This window comes from Pseudomonas sp. P1_F1_2 (genome assembly GCF_056405815.1).
Genome location: NZ_JBFUBK010000036.1, coordinates 32,673 through 53,352, shown reverse-complemented (window position 1 = coordinate 53,352; position 20,680 = coordinate 32,673). Strand labels below are relative to the sequence as shown.

The following is a 20,680-nucleotide window of genomic DNA, read 5'->3' as shown; positions in this document are numbered from 1 at the left end:
GGTTTGGAGCTTGCCTTGAAATCCCTGAGCCTACCCATAGCGCAAATTCGCCATTCGCGACCGCGCTGGCAGCCGGAGCGAAATCGGACTCGAGTTTCTCAAGCACCTCACGCACCGCAATGTCATTAGCCGTTGGAGCTGGAGCCATGTCTACCACTTCTCCCTGTTATGACATCGTCGTATTACTTTCGGACATGGACAATATAGCCATCTCAGAGAGCATTGATATAGAGAGTTTTTGCAGTTCCTCCTTGGCTACCGGCGTATTCGTGTTCTTTCGCGTCGTCCATCCTCTGCGGAGGAAATGTCGAAGATGCTTGAAGAGCGTTGCCAGGCGCTCGCACAAGGGCGTGTAAAAATAGTGGTGCTCGATCTGGCACGTAGTGGTGCCAACGCTGGAGCCGAACCACGCCCTGCTATATGTCAGCCTTAGACGTCCCGTATCGAGCGGAGACGCTGCCCAACGGCGAGGCGGATATGGCGATCATCCGAATGAGGCAAGCGCTCGGACTAGAACCGTAAATCCCGATCGAGTTTCACAAGCAGTGTGGTGTAGCGGCTCGTGAAGCTCTTGCTATCTCTCCCCTTCAAACCCGCAGCAATCCCAGCTCGCCGCCCATGTAATTGGCTTTCGCGGTCGTTCTTGGGAACACTCATGATGGGTTTACTTGACCGAATCTGGGACTTGGCTTCCCCAGACAACAGGTCGGAGGCTAGGACTTAGTCCGCCATCATCATTTTCGGTAGAAAATGAATGACGGATAGGTGTATGCGTCTGCGTGCTCATTGTCCCGACCCTCACACAGCCATTCCCCCACAAACGGCTGTGGGCCCGCGACGATAAGGGCATTCTCAGGATTTTTCACAGCTTCGGCCGTCGGACGCCATGTACCAGGCATAAAGCCTACGAGGTTAGCGTCCGGCGTGTTCTCCACAAACAGCTTCCCTTCTTCTGTCAGGTAGCCCCGAAGGGAATCTAGCCCAGTGTTTTTTAAAACCAACGGTTCCCACTTCACGTCCATGCAAGTCCCCTGATTGTGATTTCCCGTGGAATGATGCGTAAGGGTCTCGCACAGCCCCCTTCAAAATTTAGAAACTAGGGACGATGGTGTCTACCAGGTACGTTGGCACCTTTCCTTCAACGATAGGAACACCAATCGTCCAGGTTAGTAGGCTCCGAGATCATCCGGTACTCGTTAGGCGCAAGCGTGACCTTGTAGACCGGGATGTCGATTTCACCRCATATCCTCAAGATCTCGAGCGCATGAGAATCCGAGATTCTAGCCCCAAGATGAACGGCCTTCAGGGGCGCAGCAACATTGAAGCCTTTGACCTCACTATCGTCGTCTGGAACCACTAAACGCCACTCTCGCTCGTACTGCCAATCGACAGCCTTGCACAACGAGGCGGCAATTCCATAAAGCTCGTTGTAGTTTTTCTCCCGGCGTTGGGCTCTGAGAATGTGCGTGACGTCGAACAGTTGATTTGTGTATGCGACGGGCCATAGCGTGAGGGTCGGAAGCTGATTCCGATGAAGCCCTGTGAAGTCGTATTCCATGGCAAAGCCAGTGTGGTTGTAGCCATAGTGGCTCCACATCAACACCGAATCCACACGCTCGCTCAAGCTGCAGATTTTGTAGCTGCTTTTGAGCTGGTCAATTAGCCATGGGAGCTGCCCGGCCTGGTGATTTGGCGCTAAGACTCCGACTTCATGGAGCCAGTGAGCAACGTTCATGATTGGGGGCTCTTGAGCCGAAACCAATGCTACTACAGCTGAGATCGGATCCTCGGATTCAAGCGCAGTGGCGACTTGATCATCGCTAAAGCCAAGTTCATCGAGTTTTTCCCAAGCAGCGAGCTTCCGGTAGTCAACCCAGAATGCCGTGTCGTAGGGATCGTTGAATTCATTGGCTACGCCCAGATAGAGGGTTTTCTCAGCCAGGTTCTTCAGCGCAAACTCGCCGCAGGCTCTGATTTTGAACAGTCGATTGGGCGTGTTCAGGTGCTTGTCGTTGATTAGCTTCGGGATGTCCATGTCACCGATCGTGGCCGAAGAAAAATTCTCAATCAGATCTTTTACCCAATCCCTATCCACACGAACTCCTTTGTCTACGCGGTTTGCTGAGGCACGAGACGTTATCACATCTGGGTTACGCTCACTTGTCCCACCGGTATAGTGAGCAGGCCGTTTTGTAGCCTTGGGAATCAGGGGCTGATGCTCGATTCAATTTCTTCCATTCGCCGCTTCAGTTTGGCGCTGGTGAAATTGTGGTCGCGGTTGTTGACGGCCTTGAATTTGCTGCCATCGATGGCGACCAGGTGGTCTCCGAACAGTCCCAATTGCTGACACAGCACAACGAACTGCCGACAGACGCCTCGGATGGCCTTGCTGTTGTCTTTTCGGAAGTTGGCGATGGTCTTGAAGTCCGGCATCAACCGCCCGGTCAACCACATCAGCTCGATGTTGCGTTGGGCTTCTCGATCCAAACGTCGGCTCGACTAGATGCGATTGAGATAGCCATAGATGTAGATCTTCAGCAAGATCGCGGGATGGTAAGCAGGCCGGCCAGTATCGGCTGGAATGGACCTTCAAAACCCAGATTGACCAGGTTGAGTTCGTCGACAAAGACGTCGACTACGCGCACCGGATTGGTATCGCTGACGTAGTCGTCGAGGCTCTCGGGAAGTAAGGTGCCTTGCCCTCGATGTTCACCTTGGATAAAGCGCTTCATGGGCGATCCCTGCGATGAAATCCTCAGAAATCATAGCAAGTGTTCGCAAAGGTGTTTTTAAACACTCTGGGTCGTTTGCTGCCACTCACGACAAAGGTCACATGACCTGACTCAACTCCGTTAACCAAGGCCCATACGCTAGGTGTAGTGTAGGTAGTAGATCCGGTCGCATCAGTACGTCACACCCCTCTACGCAGTACGAGTCCTCAACTGAAATCTGATCGCTCCGCACTCGCCACGTACGTTGAACCACCGCAAGGTTTCCGGCGGTATCCACCCATCTCATAGAGCCTGCGTATCCGCAATGTCGCAGATCAGCGAGCATTTGAAGACTTGCCGGAGGGACCAGTAATGAAGTCCTTCCCAACCAGTCATCAATCGGGACCCGGTTTACTAACCAAAGACTACGCTCGTCCATTAGCTCATCTGGACTGCCCGCACTGATCAACCAGTCCTCAACATACCCTTCGTTGAAAGGGCACGCATCGGGCGGGATATCTTCATCAGGATGCACTGCGACAATCCCGCCCATACGAATAATCATTCGCTGCCGATCCGATTTTATACGTGAGTTTTGAGGATGCTCCTCCTCATAGAAGCCAAGTCGAATCCAACCACTGTACTCCGGATCATCGTCGGCAACTGTGACGATCGGGTTAAGACCATTGCGTGCGCTGGCTTCCCATTTAGGGCGCGGCGTCCTGCTGGCGACAGCCATCAAGTGCGCCGGAATATTTGGCAGGATGTAGCGGAGCATCTCCTCGACCAACTCTGATTCGAAGCCTTCGGGCAGCCCTACGGGATGCGGAAGGCTAACGAGCATGGAGTCAAGAATGGATAGATAGAGTTCCATTTGCCATAGCAAGACTTGGGCTGGAAGACGGGTATTGCCATCACGACCGACACTGAGCTCCCATCGCCGGCGACCTGGAATAGAATCACGCCACACGATGTTATTCAGACGTCCCTCGATGATGTACGGGAGGTCAGGCCAGAACTGCGCCAGAAATTCCATCACTTCAAGCTGCTCAAGTGCCGCGATCATCCGTAACTGTTGACGAACGACCGGTGTGGACGACATCGTCGGATCAGTTCGGTCTGCAACTGTCACATCTATCCTGGCAAGAAGTAGTTGCGCCATGCTCGCCACTGCCCATGAGTCGGACTCGGCACACAGCGTAAGCTCGGGTGTGACATCGGCAATCAGGTGTGAAAGATCGACTGGAGACTCAAGCAACACGCGAAGCACTAGATGCAGCAAGGACACTGATGTATCAGCCAGTAGCCAGTGGCTCAAAGGACGCGCGAATAGATGAGTACGATCACGCAGCAGACGTGCTATGGCACTCAAGACCAGCCCTTTGCGTGGCAAGACCGGATTGCCCAGGCGATTCAGGAGCAGGCTGATCAAGGCCTCGTCCACTGACCAGTCGCAGCCCCCCGGCTCAAGATCTTCAAACCCAAGGTAGCGTCCCGGCAGCGGCAAACGAAGCTCCATCACATCGAATGCCTCCGCCCAAGCCTGTGTTGCGATGCCTGGAGCCTCCCATTCGGCAAGCTGCTCAACCAGACGTTGCGTCACACCATGAACATTGCCAGACCGCAGCTTACGGGCCGTCTCGTCTGCTAGCACCTGCCGGGCTTGCGCAGGATCAAGCTCAAGCGCTCTGCCTACCGAAGCTGCGTGCTTACGGCCGCCGACGTTATGCCAGCCACCGCCGCCTTTTGCACAGCTATACGCAAGCACGTACGTGATGGCGGCCAATTGTACATGACCGGCGTTATCAAGCGCGTCAGCCAGGCCTTTGATGGCCTGGTAACGATCCCGAAACCAGTAATCCGTATCGTGCACATAAAAGTGGATCAGTCGTTGGGCTGCTAATTCATCGCCTGCATCGACCATTTCGCTGATGATATAAGCCAGAGGTAGTGTCACTACCCCGTCGATCTCGGAATCCGAGATTTTCGCTTCACCTAGCCTGCGAAGCGTAGACAGCACATCCGTATAGGTACGCGTTTGAGGAAAGGCGGGACGAAGCTCCTCACCTGTGGTGTCGTTTTCACGGGATCTGCTTTCACTGCGAACTATCTGCGTGGGATGACGGTAATCACGCAGGGCTGCTGGAGTTGTAAGCACATGCTCTGATGCAAATGTAAGAAGTCGCTCAACGGCATCGATCCGATACCCCGTAGCGTCATCTAACACTTCTGCACATAGTTGTGTGAATCGATCCTGGACGTAGGACAGGTTGCTCGGGATAAGCCGTTCGAGCGGTCTGAGCCGCTCCATGACAAGCTTACTGCCGGCACCATCGTGGTCAACCACGAACAAGATTGAGCCCCAAACCCCATCGAGCAAGAGCGGATCTGCCGTTTCGGCAACCTTCGTCAATGCGCTGGTCAGCGCGGCGAGCGTGACCCAGGACTCACCCCCACGCTCACGTGCCAACGTCGACGCTAAAAGCCGAACACCGCGTACCGGGTCAACAGCCATGAGCGCACTGAACCAGGCATTCGGCGCATGCTTTGTCTCTCTGCCGTCGGTATGGTTCCTTACTGCCCGCACGAGCGGCTGTAACTTGATTAAGCCATCAAGCGCTGCGGTGGAAGACCCACTCTTCAAGGCGCTCACACTCTCGATCAGGTCAAATAGAGAGGTGTCTTTGTGAAACCCGTACCCCAGTAGAAACCCACAAGAGTGCCGCCAATAACTGGCCGCCGCCTCAGGTTGTCCTGCAACTGCTAACGCCTGTGCCACCCGCATGGAAAACTCGGCATGGTTGCTGTAGTAAGTACCGCCGTCTATCTCCTCCGCCACGAGTTCACGATCTAAAGCGTCGACCACCAACTGCGACGCTGATTCATGTTTAGCGTAGGGAATCAGTATCGAAAAAAAAGTGTTGGCCGAAATAGCCCCGCCGTCTTCCCTGTCCATCTGGGTCGCAATACCCAGACGAGCCTCTGATATGGAAGAAATGGCGTATTCCCATTCCTCCAGCGTTCTAGGGAGACTCAGTGCTCGGGCGAGGCTATCGGCTATAACTGAATGGATTAGATAGAGGTCGCATGCCCGAGGAGATCCCACGAAGGGACGAAGATCCCCGAGCAACTGTGCAAAAACGACATTAGAGTCGTATGGCCTGTTTTGGGTGGTCGCCGCTTCAGCTTCTGCGCTTGCTATCACGAAACGTAGCCAGCAACGGTACCAGCCCTCTCCTTGAACACGATGCCGCTCTGCGTCCAGGGTTTGTGAGTTGCCAGTTAAGGCATGTAGACGTGTGGATGCGACCCAGTCACGCACTGGCTGGGCGCTGTGTAGGTGGCCATCGTCGCCCAGAGCGATGTCGAGCGTATCTGGCTCGACCAAAAATGGCTGGCCATTTTCAACTGAAGCGCCTCGCTCAAGACACCAGACAGCCTGCTCTACCCCTCTGGCGTGACGCAGCGCGTTGCTGGCGTAATCTGCTGCTGCCACAAGGTTGCTCGCCTCCCATGCAACGTCTGACAGCCCCAACCAAGTCGCACACGCGCGCTCATCGTTTAAGCCGAATCGCTGATCAGGTTGAACGCGCACTCGCCCAGCGAGACGTTCAACGGAAGACATAGGTAGCTCGTGAGAGAGCATGCTCGAAAGCCTACGTACGAAGATGAATTTGAGTTCTTCCTCGAAATACAACTGATCACAAACCTCTCGGGCGACACCAAACGTATACCCTAAGCGCAGTTGTCCACGCAGCGACGCCAGGTAAACCTTCTCCTCCTCATACAGATCAGCCTCAGGATCGAAGTGATCAGAGTGACTGCTGCGGTGGCCGTCAAACCACAACTCAAGGTATTCCGCCCAAGGTGCTACTGCGCCTTGGGCCTCGACCGCCTCACACGCGAGCAGTCCTTGAGTCGCATCCAGAGTTGGTTCCCCATCGAAAAGCATGCGTTGTGCGAGAGCGTGCGGCCCATGTAGCGCCTGGTAGGTGATCCAATACGGATGCCAGCGATTTGTACCTTCATCAAAGCACATGTCGAGTGAACGGAAGATCTCAGAGCACCTGAGCAGCACTGGCCAGTTTCCGCTGCTTGCCGCAATGTCCGCTGCAAGCGAGACGCCGTCCTCAATAGACGTTCGAGAGTGTCCATGAACGAGACTGTCACGCGCAAAGGTGGCAGAGACCCGCTCCAGAATCTCATCGTCCCGCCCCACCCGGCGCAAAGAGGGAAGCAAAAAGCGGTATGAGCGAGCGTCCTGAAAAAAGTCCTTGGATTCTAGCCAGGCGATGACCGGATTCAGGATATTGCGAACGCTTTTGCCTGCGGCTTGTAACTCGTCAAGAATGAAGCGTCTGAAGCTCTCATGAAATATCCGCACACCGCCTTGACCTGTGGCGCGGGAAAGGATGGGGGAAAGCATGGCCAGCGCTTCGGGAACATAGTCTTGCATCAAGCTCCCGACAATTTCTTGCAGCTCTGCCTCCGTTACCGAGAAATCAAGAACACCTAGGATATTAGCCACGGGGATGGTGTTGCGGCTGGCGGTCAGGTTCAGGTGTTGGTAGTAACGGGTAATGTCACCGTCCAAGGCTGGCGCTGACGATAGCCATTCATGAGGTGCTTGAATGCGCCCGCTCTTTAACCCCTCAACGAGGCCAACCGACAAATAGCGGGTGTAGAGTGGATTTCCTTGGGCCTTCGACGCCAGTAAGGTGAGTAACTCGTCTCGTTCACCTTGGTCGCAAATGGCGACGTCTTCAAATGCTTGTGAAACGCCGTGCTTGTCACACAGAGAAATTATTTCTTCGCGTTGCCACGCTTGAAGGGTGTGCTGGTGCAGTGAGTCCTTGAAACGATCTCGGAGAGGATCAAGATGTTCGCCAGGTTGAGAGCCAATGACAAGCGATACACCTTCGGGTAAAGCAAGTGTAGATAAGCGCTCCACGATATCCGTTTCATTGTCATTTAGGCTTTGAGAGGTGCTGCGTACTCGCGCAATGTGATCCAGACCGTCGACAATAATGACGACTCGGGAACCGCTTTCAACGACCTGCTGCAGGCTTTCTTCAAGGACATCAGCTCCTGCCGCGAAGGTTTGCCGAGCAGATACGCTCTCTTGCTCACTCAACCAGTCCTGGATGTCCCCCAGAAGATTTGCAAACAGGATGTTGGTGCTAATCCGCTTCTCTGCCAAACCGTCTCCAGGGGCAAGGAAACAATAGTGCTGCGCTACAACAACACCGCGATTTCGCAAAAAATCGGCAAGCTGCGTCAACTCCCAAGATTTACCTGATCCTGGGCCAGCAAGGATCAAATGAACGCCGCCCTGCAGCACCGTTTCAGCCAGATTGTCGCGAACGTGCGGTCGCGGCTGTAGCACAGAATTATCAATCGGGAACTGTTGAAGTACTCGCCCGAAATCTGTGCGCAGCATCAAACGACTTGCTACATCCCCAGGAGTCAGTCTCTCGCCTTGAATGCGCGCGTTGGTGGCGATGTGAATAGCTAACGCTGCAACATCCTCAGGCCGTCTTTCGGCGTTGGGGTATCGCCCTATTCCAACATCCTTCTTCAACAAGTCGAGCAGTAAATCCTCTAACGGGCCGGGGCTATCAAGATCAAGCGTTGCTGAGGGCAAAGCAAGTTCAATGACAAAGCGCTCGCAAAAAGCGACAACCTGATCTCGGGTAAGCGGTGCTGGGCCCTCCTTGGCGGGGCAGAGTACCGAGAGTTTGGGGCCTTCGGCATCTGGCCATATTCGAGCTGAATCGATGCGATATCGCTTTGTAGTAAACCCTGCGAACGTGCCAGCGGCATCTGACACTTCAAATAAAGCGGACATGGCGTCGGCTATAACAGGGGCCTGCCAGGTCGCGCAGAGCCTGTACTCGTCAGCTGCGTCCATGCCTGCATGGGTGAACGTCTGAACCAAGCGGTCAAATCGAAGAGAGGAGGCATGGCCTGTGAAATCTTGAAGCTTCAGTGCGACGTCGGGGTTCAGGCTGGATTTTAGCTGGCGCCGGATTCTGGTTCCATTGGCCGTCACCTCAAGATCGTCGAAGCGGTCGTCTTCGACAGTTTTACGATCCACGATGACCGCTTCATGCTGGTGAACAAGTGCTCGAACCAGTAAGTATGCGGTAACCAAATCTTGGTAGGCATAGCCCCTATGAGCGGCGCTCAAGGAGCCCATGTGTGTCGTAATCAAAATTCCCGCTCCTTCTAAAGCCTTCGTCAGGACCCTCCTTCACTCGCGACACATATTAATCGAATGACGGCTTTCTAGTTGCTCTTTGCAAAATGCTTTTAGCAACGATGGCGCGCGCCCTCTGAGGGCGATCAACAGTGACTGCAGGTAGTTTTGCACCACGGAAATTCGCACTCGAATCGTAGAGGGCACGTGCGAGATGCGATTGCTGGAGAACAACCAGCGGTCCGGGGTGACCAGCCTCATAGAACCGCTAAATAAAAACTGGGGGAGTCCGGATCTGACTGCCAGTTGACCGCAATAGTCCTTACCCATCCTGATTTTTGCTGTCAACCGAACTTCAGGACCATGGTCGAGGCAGGATGATTCGGCTAGATTGCACCACCACACTGCAGATCCATGAGGAACTGGATGTCTATCGAAATCATTGGCCCCAAAAAATACAAATTCCAGGATCGTGTATGTCTGCTTTTGGCGCTGCAACATGCACAGAACGCACACGCGCAATTGGAAATCGAACCGCGCGGTGGCGAAGATGCGCAATTGGTTTTTGACGACAGCGTGAGTCGCAAAGTCTTTGAAATTCAGGTCAAAGGGGCGAAAGCTAAAGTCACTGTTGATGCCCTCGCCGATTGGCTTGCCCATTTCCCGGCACACGAGGCCGAGGATCCTTTGATTGCACGTCTGGTCAATACCCCTACCCAAAACGTCATGATGATCGCTTCTGGCCGCTGTGATGACGCCACATCCACTTATGTAGCCGATCTTGGCGATCCGATTGCCCCTTGGCCAGCAACTCGAATCAAGACGCTAGACCTGGCGAATATCCGAAAAGGTTTTGCGTCTTATGAGGTGCCCCTCAATGGGGATAGCCCTCTGCAACAACAGCGCAGAAAGGCCATCGACACCCTCTTCTCTCTGCTGAAGGATCCAGCGCTGCGTCAAGCCGTGCGACGTGTACGCGTAATCGAGCGGCTGGACGAAAGCACGGTGCAGCAAATGTGTGAAAGTCTTCTCCAGTCTGTTCACGGAGTCGTTCCTGACCTTATCGCCGGGACGTTGACGGCCCTGGAGACCATCATCTTCGACGCGAAAGGCACCGGCGCCGATGTGCTGCCAGCGATCCGGATGCAAATACGGGCGGCCAGACCCGACGAACGCCTGGCTCCCGCTGGCTATATAGCCCGAGGAGATGAGGAAAACCTAAAACTCAAATTAACCGCGCAAAAAGTACTGCTCCTCGCCGGTCGGCCACGCATCGGTAAGACCATGACATCGCGACAACTTGCGGGTGACTTTGAACAAATGGGGTTCATCGTCAAAATTGCCGAAAGCGTTCAATCGGCTCAACGGTTCTTGATGGACCCGGTGGACGAGAATCGCCTTGCCGTTGTGGATGATCCATTCGGTGGCGCGCACGCCACTGACGATGCCTTACGAGAGCTGGCTCTACTTGAGCAATTGCTTGGGTCGATCCGCACAAACCGTAGGCTTATCGTCGTCCAAGCGCAGGACCGGTTGCTGGAGATCGCGCGCAAGAAGTCCGTCGATGAGATGGAAACACGCGGCGTGAAGTGGATAGAACTTGGCCACCTGGACTGCGTTTTTTTATCAAGTGTCTGGACGCAGGCCTGCACAACCTACTCCGTACCGAAATGGCTGAGTGAGTGTGTGCAATCTGCCCTCTCCACTTCGGCACTCGATCTCGAACCAGGCTGCCTGCTTTATCTAGCTACAAACCACCATAAATTGTCAGCGGGTGCAACGCTGCCAGAGATAATTCGGCTCGCGCGCGAAGACGCTCAGACGCTTGGCCGAGCCTTGAAGTCAGAGGGGCTTGGCCCTCTTGTCACGGCCTTGGCCATCTCGACCACACCCGACCTGCCGGTATCCCCTACAGAGCTGGCATTCGCAATGGGTGCTGGCGGCCCTGATCGTCCTGGCAGGAGTAAGGTCATTGGCAAATCAATTTCCTTTGGTGCCCCGACGACTCGGGGCAGACGTCCTGAACCACAGTACGATCCATTACCGGAACTCGTTTCTGGCACGGATATATTGGTTGAAATTCTGGAGTCACGCCGAATTTTGGAAATTCGAGCAGGCGGCTTGTATGCGTTTACTCACCCATTCTACCGAGCGAGCTCTGAGTCGCTGATTGACGGTGCTACTGCGCGCGCAGCAAAAAGTGCTCTCGAAACAGTGGGTCGTACGCTGCTGAGCCTGTCCCCGGAAAGCTCTGATGCGGCCGCCAGGAATCTTTCCTGGCTCTACGATCGACTTGATTCCCCGGATGGTCGCGCGGCGGTGATTGAAATCGCAATCGATGGCCTGAGCTCGATCTTCCCAAGAACACGCGATGACTGTTTTGGCTTCTTGGTGAAGCGACTCACGCATTTGCCTTCCGAAAAGCAAAGTCAGATTTCTAAATGGGTTTCAGCTGTCACCTATTTTAATATTGACGATGTGGAATGGTTTAACGGGCAGCCCCGTATTCCTGCTGGGACCATGGGGGCCACTATAGAAAGTGGCATATTCACCAAAGAAAGGCCCTGGGAGGAAATTAAGGACGTCGTTCGAGCTCTCGACAACGCCGAAGCCACTGTCATTTCGCCGGAGCAAGCCGCGGCTGCGCTGACACACTTAAGCCATCATCCGAAAAAAATGACTCATAGCTCTGCGGGGCGCCTCCTCAGCTATGACGTTGCGTTGATCCGAGCGCCAGCTGCCGCTGCGTGGCTTTCTGTACCCCGTGCCGATGACGATGATCTGCTAGATCGTATATTCGGAGAAGAGCATCCAGCTGTAGCGACTGAGGCTCTCAAGTCGGTCTTGGCTGTTTGGGGTGATTGCGAGCCAGAAAGGCGCCTCAAGCTCCAAGGTGGTCTGGTAGCCATGGCAAACTCTCCAATTGCTGCTTTAGCGTTCATCGAACGCCTTGTGCTTTTTGACCGTATCGAGGAAACCGGAGACACCCCCCCTTGGGAACTGTTCAGCGAGTTGATGAGCCAAGTCATGAAAGCGCTACCTACCGGCGCCGTTTTTCGCGAAGCTCGCCTTTACAATGTGCTGTCCGAGGGGCTGGCACATATACCAAATGAGGCGCTCCTACGAATTGCGGATCACTGGATTGATTTGCTGCACAACAGTGTCACAACTCGCCGACTCAGCGATTACATGCTTGGTGTGACAGACATTCTGATTGAAGGTACAACGTCTGAACCCTCGACACGCTTAGGCCGCGTGGAAAGGCTGTTGGAATTACCGGGCACCAGCGCTCGTATGCGTGTTGTCGCCGACCTGGTTCCCCGGTGGAACTTGCTGACACCTGCAGAACAACACGCGCTGCTGCAGCAGCTAGAAACCGCGGCCGAAGACCTTGACTGGCTCCGTGCGACCGCGATCACGAGAAAGTCAGTCCCTCCTGAGATCCTGACACTCATCCTCCCAGAGGAAGGTCTGCTTGCGCTGAGTTCACTGCCGGCAATCCTGAATACCCCAACGGCGCTGCTGAATGCTGCTGTGCACGTGTTCACAGGGTGGCATCCAGAGGTTCAGTACATCGGAGTTTATGGTGGCCCGCACAAGATCTGGCACCCTGTCGTGGCACACTTCGCTCAACAAGCCAGCCATCCCCTGTTCGAGATTTGCTGGGAGACAATGCTTTCCTCAGGGGACACCGTTGAGCTCTCGGAGGCCATCAAAGCCCTCGGCGCTGAACATGCTCCGCGCCTTTTCGACATCATGCTTGCGCGGAATATGCAGACCACAGGCGACTTTCTGCCGAAGGCATGGAAATCGCTCTTTGAGGTCGCAGCAGATGAACAGCTCACCGCACAGTGGATCGGCCTAATGGCCAAGGCTGCCCCTTGGGTCCTGGACGATCTTACAGAAGTTGATGAGTGGGTGCCCAGAGCATTCATAGAGCAGTTTCTGAAGCATATGGAACCAGATATGAGGTTCATGCAGCTCTTGCAAAGGCTGTCTCAGTTGCCAAACAGTTCCTCGGACTCTGACGCCGTTGTACCGTCATATGCATCTGATCTTACCGATGTATTGCGGAAGCTTCTTGAGGTACAGCCACCTCGGCATTGGGCGACCTGCCAATACATCGAACGGATGGTCAAGAAGTTAAACATAGACAGCGGAGAGTTGCTGACGGAGATTGAAGCCTTGCGGCTCAAACTGCTCAATGAGCGCGAGCCCCGTAGCTATCCAACATATCCGCCGCTCGATGGATGGCTTGTGGCATCGGTGACCGGATAAATCTGAAACTGAAGGATCAAGCTGCCCCCAAGCCATCGCGGCTAGGGGGCTACCGAAGTATTCGCCTTATTCCGGGGTACGCCAAAGCAGCCGACCCTCAGGTCGAAAGGTCGAAAGCTCGACGCCTCTACCCCACCGCTGCGGCCGTTTCCAGTCGCTGCACTCAGGCGGTAGGTCGCTCGAAGCTACCGAGGTAACGCTGTGTATTACCTGTGACGTACTCGCCCATCGTGCGGTTTATCAGGTTTTCAACATTAAGTCTGCGGACGCGACCACTCTGAATGAGCTTTCTGAACGGATGAAAGAGGGCTCGGTCTTTCTTTTGGATGTGCGCCATGGAGATGAATTTGAAGCAGGTCATCTGCCCGGCGCATTAAACATTGAGCTGGAGGACCTGGAAACTTGGGTTACTACCCTTCCAGATCATTCCACTATCATTGCGTATTGCCGAGGCGCCATGTGCATGCTCTCTGCCGACGCTCCCGCGTGGGACGGTCAAAAGTCTACGCCATATCGTGTTCTATCGTGTGGCAAACGACGACGTGATCGAGATCGTCCGACTCCTTAATGACGCCATGGAAGTGCAGTTGCATTTGCCTAATCACTGATCAGCGACCTGGCCCAACGGCTTAATTGGCCAAGAACAGAGAAGGTAAGGCGCCCCCTCTACATCTCAACCTGAGCGCCCTCGTTGTCAGCCGACTTGGCGGCCAATTGAAGCGGGAGGTTCTGGGCCTAACCGGACTATCGAGACCCAAGACCAGAAATACCATTTTCAACTTTGCGTTCCACTTTCAATGCAGAACAACCGCTTCTTAGGCGTTTTCCGTGACCAGGCGCCTAGCATTACGCTCCAGCTGTCGATGGACACGCGGATCGATGCCCCTAGCGACCAGAGCCCTGGCAACATCACGCAGAGCACGAGCATCTCGCGAGTCAATTTCAGGATAGGTGCAGAGAGACAGACCCGACAACTCCACTTAAGGATATCGACTCATTACCCATATCCTCTTCCGAACGACCAAGGATTTGCCAGATACGGGTTGCTCATCCAGTATACGGAGGCGCACTGAATACCAGCCACTGCCATACTGTAGTCCGTCGGAGATCGCCATTCGCAATCACTCGCACACTCGGTGCGAATGGGGGCAAAAGTGGGGGCAAACAAAAGCGTTATCGACCTAAAAACATTGTCCTAGAGCCCAGTCAAAATGTTTTTCGGGGATCCGGACAGCCTGGCGTGACATACGTATGAATGTCGCCGACGCTATCGCAGGCAAGCCTTGCTCCTACAGGGCCATTGCACGATATGTAGGAGCCAGGCTTGCCCGCGATAGCCTCACCTCGGTTTCAAGACTGATTGATGCTTTTCCAGTAACACAGAATTTCCATCAAGCCCGTTGATAGCTCACCAACGCAAGGTGCAAGCTAGAGAGCTCGCCCGAGCCTCATATCATTCCGAATGATAGTTACCTTCGCTTCATTCGATTCGTGAGATACACCCTCGCCGCTCATCATCCGCCCATCTCAATACATTGGCGGATGCATCCATGGAACAGTCACTCAAACATTTGCGCTTCCCGTTGGCCCTGCTGGCCGTGGTGGTGATGAGCGCTTGCGGCAAGGCTCCGGAGTCTGCCGCCACCATGCCCGCGGCCAAAGTCAGTGTCGCCAAGGTGCTGGAACAACCGATCAACGAGTGGGACGAATTTACCGGGCGCCTGGAAGCCCCGGAAACGGTAGAAATTCGCCCACGAGTCTCCGGGCAGATTGATGAAGTGGCGTTCACTGAAGGCGCACTGGTCAAGAAAGGCGACTTGCTGTTCCAGATCGACCCGCGTCCGTTCCAGGCTGAGGTCCGCCGCCTCGAAGCCCTGGTCGCCCAATCCCGCGCCAATGCGACTCGCAGTGAAAACGAAGCCCAGCGCGGTGAACGCCTGCGCACCAGCAACGCGATCTCTGCCGAACTGGCCGATTCGCGTACCAGTGCCGCTCAAGAAGCCCGCGCCGCCGTCGGTGCCCTTCAGGCGCAACTGGACCTGGCCAAACTGAACCTGAGTTTCACCCGTGTCACCGCCCCGATCAGTGGTCGTGTCAGCCGTGCCGAAATCACCGCCGGCAACCTGGTGACCGCCGATACCACACCGCTGACCAGCGTCGTGTCCACCGATAAGGTCTACGCCTACTTCGACGCAGACGAGCGCGTATTCCTCAAGTACACCCAGCTTGCCCGCCAAGGTAAACGCGGCGCCACCACCCCGGTTTACATGGGTCTGTCCAACGAAGACGGCAACCCGCATCAGGGTGTGATGAACTTCATCGACAACCAGGTCAATCCGAAAACCGGCACCATCCGCGGTCGCGCTGTATTCGACAACACCGACGGCAGCTACACCCCGGGCCTTTATGCGCGCCTGAAACTGGTGGGCAGCGGCACGTATTCCGCCGTGCTGATCAATGACGAAGCAGTGGGTACCGACTTGGGTAAAAAGTTTGTGCTGGTGATGGATGCCGACAACAAAACGGCCTATCGCGCCGTCGAACTGGGTCCGAAGATCGAAGGTTTGCGCATCGTGCGTAGCGGTCTGAACAAGGACGACACGGTCATCGTCAAGGGCCTGCAACGGGTTCGCCCTGGCTCGCCGGTCACCCCTGAAGTGATCCCGATGGCCAGCGAACAAACCATCGCCGCCCTGGCTCAACAACGACAAGCGCTGGAAGCCAGCAACCTGCCCCAAGTCGCACCTGCCAAGGTCGCGCCGGGTTCGGTTGTGAAACTGGCTGCTGCGACCCCACGCGGTTAAGGGACAAAAACTCCGATGAATTTTTCTCAATTCTTCATTTCACGGCCGATCTTCGCAGCGGTGCTGTCGCTGCTGATCCTGATCGCCGGCGCCATCTCGCTGTTCCAGTTGCCGATCAGCGAATACCCGGAAGTCGTGCCGCCCACCGTTGTGGTCCGTGCCAACTTCCCGGGCGCCAACCCTAAAGTCATTGGTGAAACCGTGGCCGCTCCGCTGGAGCAAGCCATTACCGGCGTCGAGAACATGCTGTACATGTCCTCGCAGTCCACCGCCGACGGCAAAATCACCCTCACCATCACCTTCGCGCTGGGCACTGACCTGGACAACGCGCAAGTGCAGGTGCAGAACCGCGTAACCCGCACCGAGCCCAAACTTCCAGAAGAAGTGACGCGCATCGGTATCACCGTGGACAAGGCTTCGCCCGACCTGACGATGGTTGTGCACTTGACCTCACCGGACAAACGCTACGACATGCTCTACCTGTCCAACTACGCCCTGCTCAACATCAAGGATGAGCTGGCGCGCCTGGGCGGTGTCGGTGACGTGCAGTTGTTCGGTATGGGCGATTACTCGCTGCGGGTCTGGCTCGATCCGAACAAGACCGCCTCGCGCAACCTGACAGCAACCGACGTGGTGAGCGCGATTCGCGAACAGAACCGTCAAGTGGCTGCCGGTGCACTGGGCGCGCCGCCTGCGCCGAATGCCACCGCCTTCCAGCTGTCGGTCAACACTCAAGGTCGCCTGGTTTCTGAGGAAGAGTTCGAGAACATCATCATTCGCTCCGGCGATAACGGTGAAATCACTCGCCTCAAAGACATTGCTCGCGTCGAACTGGGTTCCAGTCAATACGCCCTGCGTTCCTTGCTGAACAACCAACCGGCCGTGGCGATCCCGATCTTCCAGCGTCCAGGCTCCAACGCCATCGAAATTTCCAATGAAGTTCGGGCAAAAATGGCCGAGCTGAAGAAGAACTTCCCTGAAGGCATGGATTTCAGCATCGTCTATGACCCGACGATCTTCGTGCGCGGTTCCATCGAAGCGGTGGTTCATACCCTCTTCGAAGCGCTGATCCTCGTGGTACTGGTGGTGATCCTGTTCCTGCAAACCTGGCGCGCCTCGATCATCCCGTTGGTAGCGGTGCCGGTTTCGCTGATTGGTACGTTTGCCGTCATGCACCTGTTCGGCTTCTCGTTGAACGCCCTGTCGCTGTTCGGCCTGGTACTGGCCATCGGTATCGTGGTGGACGATGCGATCGTGGTGGTGGAGAACGTCGAGCGAAATATCGAACTGGGACTGACGCCGGTCGAAGCAACCAAGCGTGCCATGCGTGAAGTGACCGGTCCGATCATTGCCACGGCGCTGGTGCTGTGTGCAGTGTTTATCCCGGCCGCGTTCATTTCGGGCCTCACTGGCCAGTTCTACAAGCAATTCGCCTTGACCATTGCGATCTCGACCGTGATCTCGGCGTTCAACTCGCTGACCCTGTCGCCAGCACTGGCTGCCGTCTTGCTGAAAAGTCATGACGCGCCGAAAGATCGTTTCTCCAAGGTGCTGGACAAGATCTTCGGTGGCTGGTTGTTCCGTCCGTTCAACCGCTTCTTTGACAAGGCCAGCCATGGTTATGTCGGCACGGTGGGCCGGGTTATCCGCAGCAGCGGCATCGCCCTGCTGTTGTACGCGGGCCTGATGGTGTTGACCTTCTTCGGTTTCGCCAACACCCCGACCGGTTTCGTACCCGGCCAGGACAAGCAATACCTGGTGGCCTTCGCTCAACTACCGGATGCCTCGAGCCTGGACCGTACCGAAGACGTGATCAAGCGCATGTCCGACCTGGCCCTGAAACAGCCGGGCGTGGAAAGTGCGGTGGCCTTCCCGGGCCTGTCGATCAACGGTTTCACCAACAGTCCTAACGCCGGCATCGTGTTCGTGACCCTGAAACCTTTCGACGAGCGCAAAGACCCGAGCATGTCCGCGGGTGCAATCGCCGGAGCCTTGAACGGTCAGTTCGCCGGGATTCAAGAAGCCTACATGGCGATCTTCCCGCCGCCACCAGTACAAGGACTGGGCACCATCGGTGGTTTCCGCCTGCAAATCGAAGACCGGGGCAACCTGGGCTACGAAGAGCTGTACAAAGAAACCATGAACATCATCAACAAAAGCCACAACGTGCCGGAACTGGCCGGCCTGTTCACCAGCTACACCGTGAACGTGCCCCAGGTCGATGCTGCCATCGACCGCGAAAAAGCCAAGACCCACGGCGTCGCCGTCAGCGACATCTTCGACACCCTGCAGATCTACCTGGGTTCGCTGTATGCCAACGACTTCAACCGTTTCGGTCGTACCTATCAGGTCAACGTTCAGGCTGAGCAACAGTTCCGCCTCGAATCCGACCAGATCGGCCAGCTGAAAGTGCGTAACAACAAAGGCGAGATGATCCCGCTGGCGACCTTCATCAAGGTCAGCGACACCTCCGGCCCAGACCGCGTGATGCACTACAACGGCTTCATCACCGCTGAAATCAACGGTGCGGCAGCCCCCGGCTACAGCTCCGGCCAGGCGGAAAAAGCCATCGAGAAACTGCTCAAGGAAGAACTTCCAAACGGCATGACCTACGAATGGACCGACCTGACCTACCAGCAGATTCTGTCCGGCAACACTGCGCTGTTCGTGTTCCCGCTCTGCGTATTGCTGGCGTTCCTGGTACTCGCGGCGCAGTACGAAAGCTGGAGCCTGCCACTGGCGGTGATCCTGATCGTACCAATGACGTTGCTGTCGGCCATTACCGGTGTGATCGCGTCGGGCGGCGACAACAACATCTTCACCCAGATCGGCTTGATCGTACTGGTGGGGCTGGCCTGTAAGAACGCGATTCTGATCGTCGAGTTTGCCAAGGACAAACAGCTGGAAGGCCTCAACCCGCTCGCGGCGGTGCTGGAAGCTTGCCGTCTGCGTCTGCGTCCGATCCTGATGACCTCCTTCGCGTTCATCATGGGTGTTGTGCCGCTGGTGTTCTCCAGCGGTGCCGGTGCCGAAATGCGTCACGCCATGGGTGTGGCGGTGTTCTCCGGGATGCTCGGGGTGACCTTCTTCGGTCTGTTGCTGACGCCTGTGTTCTACGTATTGATTCGCAACTTTGTGGAACGCGGTGAAGCGCGCAAAGCGGCCAAGGCCCTGAAACTGGAGTCGCATCAATGAGTTTTAAAGCTTTCCTGCCGAGCCTGCTGGCACTGGCCCTGAGTGCTTGTGCGGTCGGCCCGGACTATAAGACCCCAGCCACGGAGCCGGCCAACATCACCGCCGCCACCGATGGTGCTGCCGGTCAGAAAAACTTCGACCGCTCGCACTTCGAAGGCATTTGGTGGCAGCAGTTCGAGGACCCGACCCTGAACCAGTTGGTCACACAATCACTTCAAGGCAACCGGGATTTGCGCGTAGCGTTCGCACGCTGGAAAGCGGCCCGGGCGATTCGCGATGATGTCAGCAACAACGCGATGCCGACCATCACCAGCCGAGTCAGCAGTGACCTGGGCAAGGGGCAAATCCCGGGCCAAACCACTGACCGGGTTAACAGTGAGCGCTACGACCTTGGCCTGGACATGGCGTGGGAGATCGACCTGTTTGGCCGGATCCAGCGCAACCTGGAATCCGCCAACGCGGAACAACAGGCTTTCGAAGCCGATTTGTACCAACTGCAAGTCACCATGATTGCCGAACTGGTGGATTCCTACGGTCGACTGCGCGGTGCGCAATTGCGTGAAAAGATCGCCTTGGCCAACCTGGAAAACCAGCAAGAGTCGCGCAAAATCACCATCAGCCTGCGTGATGCCGGCGTCGGCGATCAGCTCGACGTGGAGCGTGCCGACGCACGTTTGGCGTCCGTCGAAGCCAGCGTGCCGCAACTGCAGGCCGAACAGGTTCGCCAGAAAAACCGCATCGCCACCCTGCTGGGTGAGCGTCCGGAAAAGCTGACAGTCGACCTGAGCCCGAAAGATTTGCCGGCCATTGCCAAAGCGCTGCCGATTGGTGATCCGGGTGAACTGCTGCAACGTCGCCCGGACATCCTGAGCGCCGAGCGCAAACTGGCGTCTGCCACCGCCCGCATCGGCGTGGCCAAGGCTGATTTGTTCCCCCGGGTCAGCCTCAGCGGTTTCCTCGGCTTTACCGCCGGGCGCGGGTCGCAAATCGGTTCCTCGGCGGCCAACGCCTGGGCGCTGGGCCCAAGCATCACCTGGGCCGCGTTTGACCTGGGCAGTGTGAAGGCCCGTTTGCGCGGTGCCGATGCGGATGCCGAAGGCGCGCTGGCGACTTACGAGCAGCAAGTGCTGTTGGCGCTGGAAGAGTCGGAAAATGCGTTCAGCGATTACGGCAAACTTCAGCAGCGGTTGATCTCACTGATTCGTCAAAGCGAATCGAGCCGTGCCGCCGCCGACCTGGCCGAAATTCGCTACCGCGAAGGCGGTACCGACTTCCTCGTCCTGCTGGATGCCCAACGCGAGCGACTGGCGGCCGAAGACTCCCAGGCCCTGGCCGAAACCGATCTGTATCGCGGCATTGTCGCAATTTACAAAGCCCTTGGCGGTGGCTGGCAACCCGAGACGGTCGCCAGCAAGTAAGCTTTTTGAAGAGCTCCATTGGTTGGTCACAATCAACCATTTTTTTAGCCCTGCGCCTCATTCGGTCGCAGGGCT

At 56.0% G+C, this 20,680-nt stretch carries 8 protein-coding genes and 3 pseudogenes; 6 read left to right on the top strand and 5 right to left on the bottom strand.

What is annotated here, in order from left to right; translation table 11 throughout:
* Positions 1-734: 734 nt before the first annotated feature.
* The 4 genes and pseudogenes from AC1D2P_RS13195 to AC1D2P_RS13180 form a co-directional block, all read right to left on the bottom strand.
* A complete protein-coding gene (locus AC1D2P_RS13195) occupies positions 735-1,022 on the bottom strand; it encodes a hypothetical protein (protein ID WP_125916361.1) in 288 nt (95 codons plus the stop codon).
* Positions 1,023-1,138: 116 nt separating this feature from the next.
* Positions 1,139-2,095 carry a DUF2971 domain-containing protein gene (locus AC1D2P_RS13190; RefSeq protein ID WP_477758259.1) on the bottom strand — a complete coding sequence of 319 codons (957 nt, stop codon included), beginning with the start codon at positions 2,093-2,095 and terminating at the stop codon, positions 1,139-1,141.
* A 116-nt stretch (positions 2,096-2,211) separates the two neighbouring features.
* Positions 2,212-2,732 (bottom strand): annotated as a pseudogene (locus AC1D2P_RS13185) (transposase); the annotation flags it as partial.
* Positions 2,733-2,829: 97 nt separating this feature from the next.
* A complete protein-coding gene (locus AC1D2P_RS13180; protein ID WP_477758258.1) occupies positions 2,830-8,925 on the bottom strand; it encodes an NACHT domain-containing protein in 6,096 nt (2,031 codons plus the stop codon).
* Between the two features lie 411 nt (positions 8,926-9,336).
* Between AC1D2P_RS13180 and AC1D2P_RS13175 the strand changes: the two genes are divergently transcribed.
* From AC1D2P_RS13175 to AC1D2P_RS13165, 3 genes and pseudogenes are all read left to right on the top strand, one after another.
* Complete coding sequence (locus AC1D2P_RS13175) at positions 9,337-13,188, top strand: nSTAND3 domain-containing NTPase (RefSeq protein WP_477758257.1); 3,852 nt, start codon at positions 9,337-9,339, stop codon at positions 13,186-13,188.
* 34 nt (positions 13,189-13,222) lie between these two features.
* Positions 13,223-13,657 (top strand): annotated as a pseudogene (locus tag AC1D2P_RS13170) (rhodanese-like domain-containing protein); the annotation flags it as partial.
* A gap of 19 nt (positions 13,658-13,676) precedes the next feature.
* A pseudogene (locus AC1D2P_RS13165) lies at positions 13,677-13,796 on the top strand (type II toxin-antitoxin system RelE/ParE family toxin); the annotation flags it as partial.
* A gap of 207 nt (positions 13,797-14,003) precedes the next feature.
* Here the strand turns inward: AC1D2P_RS13165 and AC1D2P_RS13160 are convergent.
* Positions 14,004-14,168 carry an integrase arm-type DNA-binding domain-containing protein gene (locus tag AC1D2P_RS13160; RefSeq protein WP_232566575.1) on the bottom strand — a complete coding sequence of 55 codons (165 nt, stop codon included), beginning with the start codon at positions 14,166-14,168 and terminating at the stop codon, positions 14,004-14,006.
* A gap of 570 nt (positions 14,169-14,738) precedes the next feature.
* Between AC1D2P_RS13160 and mexE the strand changes: the two genes are divergently transcribed.
* From mexE to AC1D2P_RS13145, 3 genes are read left to right on the top strand one after another with little or no spacing between them, the layout of a single operon-like run.
* Positions 14,739-15,992 carry a multidrug efflux RND transporter periplasmic adaptor subunit MexE gene (mexE, locus tag AC1D2P_RS13155; protein ID WP_046033148.1) on the top strand — a complete coding sequence of 418 codons (1,254 nt, stop codon included), beginning with the start codon at positions 14,739-14,741 and terminating at the stop codon, positions 15,990-15,992.
* A 15-nt stretch (positions 15,993-16,007) separates the two neighbouring features.
* Positions 16,008-19,187 carry an efflux RND transporter permease subunit gene (locus AC1D2P_RS13150; protein WP_109786948.1) on the top strand — a complete coding sequence of 1,060 codons (3,180 nt, stop codon included), beginning with the start codon at positions 16,008-16,010 and terminating at the stop codon, positions 19,185-19,187.
* Entirely contained in the window at positions 19,184-20,605 is a 1,422-nt protein-coding gene (locus AC1D2P_RS13145; protein ID WP_077432138.1) for an efflux transporter outer membrane subunit, read from the top strand. The genes AC1D2P_RS13150 and AC1D2P_RS13145 overlap by 4 nt, the downstream gene beginning before the upstream one ends.
* Positions 20,606-20,680: the final 75 nt, after the last annotated feature.

What these genes read in the sequence shown, in the direction of transcription:
- AC1D2P_RS13195 (WP_125916361.1), bottom strand. Translation starts at nt 1,022, where the DNA reads ATGGACGTGAAGTGGGAACCGTTGGTTTTAAAAAACACTGGGCTAGAT.
- AC1D2P_RS13175 (WP_477758257.1), top strand. Translation starts at nt 9,337, where the DNA reads ATGTCTATCGAAATCATTGGCCCCAAAAAATACAAATTCCAGGATCGT.
- mexE (WP_046033148.1), top strand. Translation starts at nt 14,739, where the DNA reads ATGGAACAGTCACTCAAACATTTGCGCTTCCCGTTGGCCCTGCTGGCC.
- AC1D2P_RS13150 (WP_109786948.1), top strand. Translation starts at nt 16,008, where the DNA reads ATGAATTTTTCTCAATTCTTCATTTCACGGCCGATCTTCGCAGCGGTG.
- AC1D2P_RS13145 (WP_077432138.1), top strand. Translation starts at nt 19,184, where the DNA reads ATGAGTTTTAAAGCTTTCCTGCCGAGCCTGCTGGCACTGGCCCTGAGT.